Consider the following 9,192-nt stretch of genomic DNA (forward strand, 5'->3'; position numbering starts at 1 on the left):
CAACGCGGTGCCGGCCCGGTCGGGTGCGAGACATCCGCGGCCCGAAGGAGAGGAACCATGAAGTCCATCCGCGAATCGCTGCGGGGCGCCGTCGTCGCCCTGGTCCTGAGCGGCCCGGCCGTCGCCCAGGAAACCGTGAAGATCGCCTTCATCGATCCGCTCTCGGGCGGCGGCGCGCCGACCGGCGAGGCGGGCCTGCGCCACTACCAGTACATGGCCGAGGTGCTGAACGGCCGCCAGAAGGCATTCCGGTTCGAGGTGCTGGCCTACGACAACAAGGTCAACCCGCAGGAGACCCTCATCGCCGCCCAGAAGGGCATCGATGCCGGCGCCCGGGTGCTGGTCCAGGGCAACGGCTCCTCGGCCGCCGCGGCGCTGACCGACTTCGTCGCCAAGCACAACGAGCGCAATCCCGACCGTCAGGTGATCTACATCAACTACTCGGCGGTCGATCCCTCGCTCACCAACGAGAAATGCAACTACTGGCATTTCCGCTTCGATGCCAATTCGGACATCAAGATGGAGGCGCTGACCAACTTCATGAAGAATCGGCCCGAGATCAAGAAGGTATACCTCATCAACCAGGACTACTCGTTCGGGCAGTCGGTGCGGCAGCAGGCGCGGGCGATGCTGAAGGCGAAGCGGCCCGACATCGAGATCGTCGGCGACGAGGTGACGCCGCTGCAGAAGGTCAACGACTTCGCCCCCTACATCACCAAGATCCGCGCCTCGGGGGCGGATTCCGTCATCACCGGCAACTGGGCCCAGGACTTCAACCTGCTGCTCAAGGCCGCGTCGGAGGCCGGGCTCCAGGCGAGCTTCTACACCTACTATGCCGGCGGCACCGGCGGTCCCACGGTGGTGCGCCAGACCGGGCTCGCCCACCGGGTGTTCCAGGTCACGCAGGGCGCCGCCAACGTCGGCGACGCGGAATCGCAGGAATTCGAGGTCGCGTTCCGGGCCCGCACCGGCATCGGTTCCACCTATCCGCGGGCCTTCAACGCGATGAACGCCCTGCTCGCCGCCATGCAGGAGGCCGGGTCGTCCGAGGCGCGCAAGGTCGCGCCGAAGCTCGAGAACGCCCGCCTGAAGCCGTATTCCGGCGGCGAGGGCTTCGTGCGGCCCGACGACCACCAGTACTTCCAGACGATGTTCATCTCCTCGTTCGGGCCGATGGAGCCCGGCATGCGCTTCGACGAGGAGGGCACCGGCTGGGGCTGGAAGATGGTCGGCCGGGTCGAGACCAAGGACACGCTGGTGCCGACCACCTGCCGGATGAACCGGCCGAGCTGACGCCGGGCGTGCCGAGCGGACCGCCCTACGGGGTCCGGTCCGCCTCCGTCAGCGCGTCGAGGAAGACGTCGAGCATCGCGGCCGCGAAGGCCTCCATGTTGGCGGCCCGGTCGGGGCTGGCGGTCTCGAGGGTCAGGCGGCGCGCGGCCGGGCCGGCCACCGCCAGGCAGGTATGGCCGGCGGCGTCGCCGTAGCGGTTGCCGCCCGGCCCGGCGGCGCCGGTCTCGCACAGGCCCCAGACCGCGCCGTGGCGCTCCCGCACGAGCGCGGCCACGCGCTCGGCATAAGGTTCGCTCGCACTGCGCAGGCCGGCCATCCCGGCCTCGTCGAGGCCGAGGAGCGCGCGGCGCGCCTGGCCCGTGTAGACCACCGCACCGCCGAGGAAGTAGGCGGAGGCGCCGGGCACCGCCAGGAGGGCGGCCGCCACCAGGCCGCCCGAGGACGATTCCGCCACCGCGACGGTCTCCCGCCGCGCCGTCAGCAGCGCGGCGGCGCGGCCGGCCCTCTCCATCAACTCGCGCAAGGCGGCGTCCTCCTGCCCGGTCCGGACCCTATCCGGCCGGTGCCTACTCCGCCAGGGCGGTCTCGTCGTCGGTGCCGGTCGGCGCCAGCCGCACCCAGGCATCGAGGGCTCGGCCGATCCCGAGGCCGACCAGGGCCACGAAGGTCAGCGATCCGGCGATGTGGAGGAAAAGGGACGCATCAGACATTGGACTCACCCGACATGAAGGATCCGAGGAGAACCGCCGAGGCTACGCGCCTCCCGGTCCGGGTTCATGGGCTCCCTGTGGCTTGGTGCGAGGCCGGAATACTCCGACCAACGGGGCCGGCGATGCCGGCTTTGAGGGATGAGGGCTCCCCGGTCGGGAGAGGTGTTCGCACCGCCTTTGGGCGGAACGATGGTCCCGGTGTGGCAGGACGCTACCTCCGGTCGCGCCGGTCCGGCGGTGCGCTTCCGCACCTCAACCGTCACGCTGTCTCCCCGAGCACCCGTTCGGCGAGGGCGAGGCCGCTCAGGTAGGCGAACTCCACGCGCGGCCCGAGGCAGCCGTCGCCGGCAAAGCCCAGGCCGGTCTCCGGCGCGAACAGGCACGGCTCGCCCACGGCCCGCTCGACCGCGGCGTAGCGCCAGCGATGGGCGGCGCGGTGACGCACCTCTCCCAGGGGCACGAGGTCCCGCAGGGCCGCGAGCAGCTGCTCGGCCACGTCCTCCGCCGCGCATTCGAGGCTGGCGCGCGACCAGGCTGGCGAGGCGTGCGCCACGAGCGTCCCGCCGGCCTCACGGCCGGGCTTGCTCCCGTCGCGGGCGACCCAGGCGAAGGTCGCGTCCGGATCGCGGTCCTCCCGCACTACCGCGTCCGGCGCGGGAGGGCCGTCATGCGCCAGCATCAGGGTCCAGCACGGCGCGTAGCGCACCTCCGCCAAGCCCGGCAGGTCGTGGCCGGCGCCGGCGAGCAGCGCGAGGCTCTGCGGCGACGGGCAGGTCAGCAGCACGGAGGCGAAGGCCGCCCCGTCGGCGAGCGCCGCGCCTTCGGCATCCGCGAGCCGCCAGTCCCGACCGTCGCGCACCAGGCGGTCGACCGCGCGGCCGCAACGGAGGTCGATCCCGTCGAGAAGGTCGCGCACCGGGGCGGTCATGCCCGGGGTGCCGACGTGGCGGCCTGCCCCGCCCCAGGGCGCCGCGACGCCCCGCGCCGCCCAGCTCTCCACCACGGCTGCGAAAAGCGGGTCGCGGGCGGTGAAGTACTGGGCGCCGTGGTCGAAGCGCAAGGAGTCCGGGCCCCGCCGCGTCGCCATCCGGCCGCCGGGGCCGCGGCCCTTGTCGAGCACGACGACGCGCCGGCCTGCCGCATGCAGGCGATGCGCCGCGGCAGCGCCGGCGATACCCGCCCCGATGATCGCGATGGTCCCGTCCCGGCTCACGCGCCTCTCCCGCCCGTCCGGCCGCTGCGCGGCCGCAGCGTCAACGCGCGAAATCCTCCTGCGGCACCAATCAATCGCGCGAAATCTCTCGCGACCGGCACGGTGCGCGAGGCGCCGCGCTTGAGGCCCCGAACTTGCAGCGATAAGGCCGCGCTCGTCCTTGCAGTCAGGAATCCCCGATCCGTGCCGAACCTCGATGCCGTCGTGAGTGAGATCGTCGACGAGATGCGCCAGCGGCCCGACCGCGGCGAGGTGGCGCGCTACATTCCCGAGCTCGCCCGGGTCGATCCCGGGGCGTTCGGCCTCGCGGTAATCGGCGCCGACGGCGAGATGGCTGCGGCGGGCGATTGCGACGTCCCGTTCTCGATCCAGAGCATCTCGAAGGTCTTCACCCTGACCCTGGCGCTGGGCATGGTCGGCGACCGGCTGTGGCAGCGGGTCGGGCGCGAGCCCTCCGGCAGCCCGTTCAACTCCGTCGTGCAGCTCGAGTACGAGCGCGGCATCCCCCGCAACCCGTTCATCAATGCCGGGGCGATCGCCGTCACCGACCTGATCCTGTCGCGCCACCAGCCCCGCGAGGCCTTGGGCGAGATCCTGCGCTTCATGCAGTTCCTGGCCCAGGACACCACGATCACCATCGACGAGGCGGTGGCGGCCTCCGAGCAGCGCACCGGCTTTCGCAACGTCGCGCTCGCCAACTACATGAAGTCGTTCGGGGTGATCGACAACCCGGTCGAGTACACGCTGGGCGTCTACTTCCATCACTGCGCCATCGCCATGACGTGCCGGCAGCTCGCGACGGCGGGGCGGTTCCTCGCCCATTCCGGCCGCGATCCCAGCACCGGCCTGTCGGTGGTGCAGGCCGAGCGCGCCCGGCGCATCAACGCCGTGATGCTGACCTGCGGCCACTACGACGGCTCGGGCGAGTTCGCCTACCGGGTCGGCCTGCCGGGCAAGAGCGGCGTCGGCGGCGGCATCCTGGCGGTGGCGCCCGGGAAGGCCTCGATCGCGGTCTGGGCGCCCGGCCTGGATGCCGCGGGCAACTCCCATCTCGGGCGCATCGCCCTCGAGCGGCTGACGAAGCGCCTCGGCTGGTCGATCTTCGGCGAGTAGGGGCCTCGGGGTCCTACGGCTTGCGGGCGCGCTCCTCACGGATCGCCGCGTCGTGGTAGCCGCCGCTCTCGGGCATGATCTCGAGGCTGCGCTCTCCCATCGTCGCGGGAGCGGGCGCCGACCAGTCGTTGCGGCCGCCGCGGCTGCGGCCGCCGGCCGGGAAGGCGTAGATCTTGGCGGTACGATGCGGACTGGTCTTGCTCATAGGGAGGCCTCCCGTGAGGGCCGCGCGTCGCTGCCGCGGCCATGGAGAACATATCGGAGTCTGCCCGGAGAATGCGCGGGTTGACTACGAAAAAAACAATGTCTGTCTAAACTTCGTGCAGAGACGCCCGTGCTCCTCCGGTCGGCATGGGGGGTGTGGCGCGCAGTTGGGCGGTCTGACGCTCTGCAGCGCAGTTGGGCACCAGCGCATCCCTCCCGAGGGAGAAGGCCATGCCCCAGGCGCGCGCCGCGCGACGGTGGTCGCCGGGAACGCGCCGTGCCGGCGATCGTTCCGCCGGTTCGGCCGGGCCCGACCGGGTTTGGCACGAGACGTGCTAGCAAGGGGGTGCCGCTGGCGGGTGATGGGCGCCGACGAGGAAACCCGGGCTCCATCGGAACCTGAAGAGAGACGCGAGATGACCAAATACAAGCTCGAGTATATTTGGCTTGACGGCTACACGCCGACCCCGAACCTTCGCGGCAAGACCCAGATCAAGGCCTTCGACAGCTTCCCGACCCTTGAGCAGCTCCCGCTCTGGGGCTTCGACGGCAGCTCGACCAAGCAGGCCGAGGGCAGCTCCTCCGATTGCGTGCTCAAGCCCGTCCGCCACTTCCCCGACCCGGCCCGCACCGACGGCGTCCTGGTCCTGTGCGAAGTCATGATGCCGGACGGCAAGACCCCGCACCCGTCGAACAAGCGCGCCACCATCCTGGATGACGAGGGCGCCTGGTTCGGCTTCGAGCAGGAATACTTCTTCTACAAGAACGGCCGCCCCCTCGGCTTCCCCGAGACCGGCTACCCGGCGCCGCAGGGCCCGTACTACACCGGCGTCGGCTACTCGAACGTCGGCTCGGTCGCCCGCCAGATCGTCGAGGAGCACCTCGACCTCTGCCTCGCCGCCGGCATCAACCACGAGGGCATCAACGCCGAGGTGGCGAAGGGCCAGTGGGAGTTCCAGATCTTCGGCAAGGGCTCCAAGAAGGCCGCCGACGAGATGTGGATGGCGCGCTACCTGATGCAGCGCCTGTGCGAGAAGTACGAGATCGACATCGAGTACCACTGCAAGCCGCTCGGCGACACCGACTGGAACGGCTCGGGCATGCACGCCAACTTCTCGACCGCGTTCATGCGCGAGATCGGCGGCAAGGACTACTTCGAGAAGCTGATGAAGGCCTTCGGGGATGCCCGCGAGGACCACATCGCCGTCTACGGCCCGGACAACCACATGCGGCTGACCGGCAAGCACGAGACCGCCTCGATCCACACCTTCAGCTGGGGCGTGGCCGACCGCGGCGCCTCGATCCGGGTGCCCCACAGCTTCGTCAACAACGGCTACAAGGGCTACCTCGAGGATCGCCGCCCGAACTCCATGGGCGACCCCTACCAGATCGCCTCGCAGATCCTGAAGACCATCGCGACGGTCCCGACCGAGGTCTCCGCCGCCGCCTGAGCGCCGGCCGACCTGCAATGACGACGAGAAGCGGCGCGGGCCTGACGGTCCGCGCCGCTTCTCGTTCGCGTCTTGTCGGTCGCGACAGGGTCCCGAGGTCCGGCCCGGCGGGGGAGGGGCCCTACGCCAGCGGGATGTCGAGCACGAAGTGGGCACCCGGCCCGTCCGCCGCGGTGGTGAGGCGGCCGTCGAGCTGCCGGATCAGGCTGCCGATGATCTTGAGGCCGAGCGAGCGCTGGCGCATCGACACCTCGAAGCCCGGCGGCAGGCCGACGCCCTCGTCGCGGACGGCGAGGCGCAGGCCGTCCGCCCGCACCGCCAGGCTCACCCGCACCGGCCCGGTGCCCTGCGGGTAGGCATGCTTGACCGCGTTCGTCACCAATTCGTTGACCACGAGCCCGATCGGGATCGCCTGGTCGGCGCTGATCACCTTCGGGTCGGCCTCGCAGGCCAGCGCGTGACCCGGCGCCTCCTCCTGGAGCTTGGCCACCAGCTCGCGCAGGAAATCCGCGAGCTCGACCATCCCGAGCTGGTGGATGCCGCGCCAGAGGTGGTCGTGCACCTCCGCCACCGTGGCGATGCGCGCGCCCGCATCCTCGAGGGCGTGGCGCACCTCGTCCGAGTGGGCGTCCCGGGCCTGGAGCCGCAGCAGCCCCGCCACCACCCCGAGGCTGTTCTTGACCCGGTGGCTCATCTCCCGGGTCAGCTGCACCTGATGGTCGAGGGCGTCGCGCAGGCGCGCATCGCCCTGGTGGCGCTCGACCGCGATGCCGATCAGCCCGGCGAAGCCGGCGAGGAATTCCTGGTCGGCGCGGTCGAAGCCGTGGCCCTCCCGGCCCCAGGCCTCGAGCACGCCGTAGGCGCGCCGGCTCACGTCGCCGAGGGCGATCGGCACGTTCACGGCGTGGCAGAGGTCGGCCGACGCCAGGATGTCCGGCAGGTGGAAGCGCGCGCCGTCCTGCGGGGCGCCCGCCCCGCCATGGATCCCGTTGGCCAGCACCCCGGCGCCGGTGCGGAAGGCGTAGGACGCCGGCGTCGCCTCGTCTCCCGCCGTCACGTCGGTTCCGACGAGGCCCGGCGCGAGGCCGGTGCAGGCCCGGATCACGAAGGCGTGGTCGCGGGCGCGGTACTCCAGCACCTGGCAGCACGATGCGCCGAGGCCCTCCGCGCACAGCTCGCTCGCGCGCTGCAGCAGGGCGTCGAGGTCGCGGGTCTGCAGGGCCATGCGGGCGAAGGCGCCCATCAGGGCCTGCTGGCGCAGGCGGTACGGCAGCTCGGCCCGGCCAGTCCCGGCTTCGTGCGTCTCACGGATCGAACCGTCACTCGCCATGCACCGGGACTCTCGAAAAACGCGGTGCCTTCCCCCTAAGGCACGTCGGATGGCCGGACTCTTACGCCATCCTGCCCCGAGCACAAGCCGGGCCGGCGCACCGCGGTGGGCGGAGACGGCGGGCTACAGCAGGCGGCGCCGGCGCTCGACCAGCCGGAGGATCATCGGGGTCAGGATCAGCTGCATCGCGAGGTCGAGCTTGCCGCCCGGGATCACCACCGAGTTCGCCCGCGACATGAAGCTGCCGGCGATCATCGAGATCAGGTAGGGGAAGTCGATGCCCTTCGGGTCGCGGAAGCGGATCACCACCATCGACTCGTCGGCGGTTGGGATCCAGCGGGCGATGAACGGGTTCGAGGTGTCGACCGTCGGGATGCGCTGGAAGTTGATGTCCGTGTTGGTGAATTGCGGACAGATGGTGGTGACGTAGTCGGGCATCCGGCGCAGGATCACGTCGGTCACCGCCTCCGTCGAGTAGCCTCGGGCGGCCTTGTCGCGGTGAAGCTTCTGGATCCACTCGAGGTTGATCACCGGCACCACGCCGATCTTGAGGTCGGCATGGCCGGCGATGTCGACGCGGGCGTTGGCGAGCGCGCCGTGCAGGCCCTCGTAGAACAGGAGGTCGGAGCCCTCGGCGAAGTCCTCCCAAGGCGTGAAGGTGCCGGGCGCGGCGCCGAGAGCCGCGGCGTCCTGGGCGTCGTGCACGTAGTGGCGGGTGCGGCCGCGGCCGGACGCGCCGTACTCGCGGAACACCGCCTCGAGCTCCGCCAGCAGGTTCGCCCGCTCGCCGAAATGGCTCAGGGTCGGCTCGCGGGCCATCGCCTCGCGCATCGCCGCCCGGTCGAGGGCGTGGAAGGCGTCGCCCTCGATGAACGCGGCCGCGACGCCCTCGCGGCGGAAGATCTGCTCGAAGGTGTTGCGCACCGAGGTGGTGCCCGAGCCCGACGAGCCGGTCACCGACACGATGGGATGAAGCGCCGACACTGGTGCTCAGGTCCGCAGCAGGCCGCGGACGGCGAAGAGCGGCGAGCGCCCGGCGCCGCGGTCCTCGTCGTGGTCGCGGGCGAGGCGCGCCACCTCGTGGGCCGAGCCGAAGGCGAGCGGCGTGCGCTGGTCCAGCGTCGCGGCGGCGAGATCGAGGATCGCCCGACCGCGCCCGTCCGTGGCCGCCCCGCCGGCGGCCTCGATCGCGAGCGCGACCGGCGCCGCCTCGTGGACGAGCCGGACGGAGGCCCCCTCCCGCTCGGTCTCCGCCGGGCATGGGTGCAGGCCGCCGCGGGAGAGAACCCGCTGGGCCCCGGCCGCCAGGGAGGCGCACCAGGCCTGCGAGACGTCCTGGCCCCGCGGCTCGTCGGCACCGCGCCGGTGATCCTCCACGAAGGCCCGCACGGGCGCCTCCCCGTGCCGCGCCCGGGCTCCGCCGGCGCAGCAGGGGCTCGCCTCCGGGATGCGGACGACCGAGCCGGGCCGGAAGGTGCCGCTGCGCGGATCGAGGACCCGGACCGTGGTGGTCGCGCCGTCCGTCACGGTCAGCAGGGTCCGCGGCCCATAGGTGACGAAGCCCGCCGCAACCTGGGTCCGGCCGGGCGCCAGGAAGGCCGCCTCCGGGTCCGGGCCGGCGGGCCGCAGGGAGAAGAGCGTGCCGGCCGGCATGCCGCCGTCGAGGTCATCCGCCCCCTCGAGCGGGCAGAGGGCGAGGACGAGGGCGGCTCCCGCCGCCCACCGCTCGGGTCGCTCCCCGCCGCGCCAGGCGATCGCCGCGACCGGCGCGTCGCGCAGGGCCTGCGCGAAGGCGAGGCGGGGCGCGGGCCCCGCCCCCCCCCCCCGGGGCCGCCGCGCGGGGGGGGGGGCCCCCGCGGGCGGGGCGGGGGCGGCGAG

General features: G+C 72.1%; 10 protein-coding genes. 3 read left to right on the forward strand and 7 right to left on the reverse strand.

The window, feature by feature from the left end; all coding sequences use genetic code 11:
* The first annotated feature begins 57 nt into the window (after positions 1–57).
* Positions 58–1,293, forward strand: a complete 1,236-nt coding sequence (locus VQ02_RS12015) for a branched-chain amino acid ABC transporter substrate-binding protein (protein WP_048444432.1) — start codon at positions 58–60, stop codon at positions 1,291–1,293.
* A 25-nt stretch (positions 1,294–1,318) separates the two neighbouring features.
* On the opposite strand, the gene VQ02_RS12020 is transcribed toward VQ02_RS12015, so the two are convergent.
* The 3 genes from VQ02_RS12020 to VQ02_RS12025 all read right to left on the reverse strand — a co-directional run bounded on the left by VQ02_RS12020 (position 1,319) and on the right by VQ02_RS12025 (position 3,216).
* On the reverse strand, positions 1,319–1,816 hold the full coding sequence (locus tag VQ02_RS12020) for a CinA family protein (protein ID WP_048444433.1): 498 nt from the start codon (positions 1,814–1,816) through the stop codon (positions 1,319–1,321).
* 43 nt (positions 1,817–1,859) lie between these two features.
* Complete coding sequence (locus VQ02_RS38145) at positions 1,860–2,003, reverse strand: hypothetical protein (protein WP_167350729.1); 144 nt, start codon at positions 2,001–2,003, stop codon at positions 1,860–1,862.
* Positions 2,004–2,262: 259 nt separating this feature from the next.
* Positions 2,263–3,216, reverse strand: a complete 954-nt coding sequence (locus VQ02_RS12025) for an NAD(P)/FAD-dependent oxidoreductase (RefSeq protein ID WP_048444434.1) — start codon at positions 3,214–3,216, stop codon at positions 2,263–2,265.
* Positions 3,217–3,399: 183 nt separating this feature from the next.
* Here VQ02_RS12025 and VQ02_RS12030 point away from each other — a divergent pair, with 183 nt between their 5' ends.
* Entirely contained in the window at positions 3,400–4,329 is a 930-nt protein-coding gene (locus VQ02_RS12030) for a glutaminase (RefSeq protein ID WP_048444435.1), read from the forward strand.
* A gap of 13 nt (positions 4,330–4,342) precedes the next feature.
* Here VQ02_RS12030 and VQ02_RS12035 read toward each other — a convergent pair whose 3' ends face one another.
* Entirely contained in the window at positions 4,343–4,534 is a 192-nt protein-coding gene (locus VQ02_RS12035; protein WP_048444436.1) for a DUF2735 domain-containing protein, read from the reverse strand.
* A 415-nt stretch (positions 4,535–4,949) separates the two neighbouring features.
* Here VQ02_RS12035 and VQ02_RS12040 point away from each other — a divergent pair, with 415 nt between their 5' ends.
* Entirely contained in the window at positions 4,950–5,984 is a 1,035-nt protein-coding gene (locus VQ02_RS12040; protein ID WP_048444437.1) for a glutamine synthetase beta-grasp domain-containing protein, read from the forward strand.
* Between the two features lie 121 nt (positions 5,985–6,105).
* On the opposite strand, the gene VQ02_RS12045 is transcribed toward VQ02_RS12040, so the two are convergent.
* From VQ02_RS12045 to VQ02_RS12055, 3 genes are all read right to left on the reverse strand, one after another.
* A complete protein-coding gene (locus VQ02_RS12045; RefSeq protein ID WP_048444438.1) occupies positions 6,106–7,314 on the reverse strand; it encodes a sensor histidine kinase in 1,209 nt (402 codons plus the stop codon).
* A 123-nt stretch (positions 7,315–7,437) separates the two neighbouring features.
* Positions 7,438–8,298 (reverse strand): phosphoribulokinase, encoded by an 861-nt coding sequence (locus VQ02_RS12050; protein ID WP_048444439.1) that lies wholly within the window; start codon positions 8,296–8,298, stop codon positions 7,438–7,440.
* Positions 8,299–8,304: 6 nt separating this feature from the next.
* On the reverse strand, positions 8,305–9,192 hold an 888-nt coding region (locus tag VQ02_RS12055; protein ID WP_053080346.1), incomplete at its 5' end, for an FIG domain-containing protein.

Source organism: Methylobacterium variabile (assembly GCF_001043975.1).
In the GTDB taxonomy this organism is placed as follows: domain Bacteria; phylum Pseudomonadota; class Alphaproteobacteria; order Rhizobiales; family Beijerinckiaceae; genus Methylobacterium; species Methylobacterium variabile.

Coding starts and splice junctions, on each gene's coding strand:
- VQ02_RS12045 (WP_048444438.1), bottom strand. CDS start 7,314: ATGGCGAGTGACGGTTCGATCCGTGAGACGCACGAAGCCGGGACTGGC.
- VQ02_RS38145 (WP_167350729.1), bottom strand. CDS start 2,003: ATGTCTGATGCGTCCCTTTTCCTCCACATCGCCGGATCGCTGACCTTC.
- VQ02_RS12040 (WP_048444437.1), top strand. CDS start 4,950: ATGACCAAATACAAGCTCGAGTATATTTGGCTTGACGGCTACACGCCG.
- VQ02_RS12035 (WP_048444436.1), bottom strand. CDS start 4,534: ATGAGCAAGACCAGTCCGCATCGTACCGCCAAGATCTACGCCTTCCCG.
- VQ02_RS12015 (WP_048444432.1), top strand. CDS start 58: ATGAAGTCCATCCGCGAATCGCTGCGGGGCGCCGTCGTCGCCCTGGTC.